This is a genomic window from Psychrobacter sp. Ps6 (assembly GCF_022129235.1).
Taxonomy (GTDB): domain Bacteria; phylum Pseudomonadota; class Gammaproteobacteria; order Pseudomonadales; family Moraxellaceae; genus Psychrobacter.
On record NZ_JADQAI010000181.1, the window covers coordinates 1 to 1,081 of the forward strand.

Here is a 1,081-nt window from a genome sequence, read left to right on the forward strand (position 1 = left end):
TATCTAAGTCTATATCAACCCAACGGGTTGTTGCTGCTTCTTTTGGTCTAGTAATTGTGTGTAATTGCCCCAGAATAAGTAATTTGGTTTTAGTTTGTATTCTTGCACATGCGTTTAAGCGTTCTAAAAAGTCAGGTAGTTGTTCTGGCCGTATTGTTGGCATATGAAAGACAGTATTTTTTCGAAATACCTTAATGATTTTTGCGAGCGGATTTGCATGTATTAAACCGTGGTTAACCGCGAAATCCATTATCTGATTAACACTTTGACATATTCTTTTTACTGTTGAATATTTACCGTCTTTTTCTAATGGTCGTAATACCTCTATTGTACCTACAGCATTGATTGCAGTGATTGGTGTTTTTCCTAAATGGGGGAATACGTATTTATCTAATGTTCGCCATTCTCGGTAAGCGTGTTCCGACGTTATGTTATCCTTTTTTCGTTCAAACCATAATTCAGCGACAGCTAGAAATGTATTGGTTTGCTGTTTGCGCGCTTCTATTTTTTTAGTTTGCTCAAAGGATTTGGGGTTTATTTTTTGTGCTAATAACTCTCGATATTCGATGGTTTTTGTGCGTGCATTTGCTAATGAAAGCTCAGGGTAAACACCTAAAGAAAGTTTCTGTATTTTATTTGTTACAGGGTCGCTATATTTAAATTGCCATGATTTAGTACCAGCAGGGCGTACACGAAGCTGTAATCCATTACCATCTGATAGGGTAAATTCCTTACCTGTTGCCGCAATAGTTTTCACTTTTCTATCAGTAAGACGTGTGACTTGACGAGCCATATTCATAACCTCAAAACTAGACTTAGTCAGTATATATTAGTTTCGATTTATGGGGTACATCATGGGGTACTAAAAGTGTTGGCTTGGGGTATTATTCTATGGATTTTACTGGACGATGATTTGTGCTTAAGTCATTGTTTAATATTGTTAAATGTGGATTTTTTTGAACTTTAATGGACGTGGTATTTTTAGTCCCGGAAACCACTGGATACTCTGACTACTCATTTGATTTATATACTCTTTATTTCTCTAGTTATTACGCTACGCTGTTCTTCTCGAATGTGAATC

1 protein-coding gene is annotated in these 1,081 nt (G+C 36.2%); it reads right to left on the minus strand.

Going from position 1 to position 1,081, the window contains the following annotated elements; all coding sequences use genetic code 11:
- A partial coding sequence (locus tag I3255_RS14725; protein WP_238039499.1) for an integrase arm-type DNA-binding domain-containing protein occupies nucleotides 1–793 on the minus strand: 793 nt, incomplete at its 3' end.
- Between the last annotated feature and the right edge of the window lie 288 nt (nucleotides 794–1,081).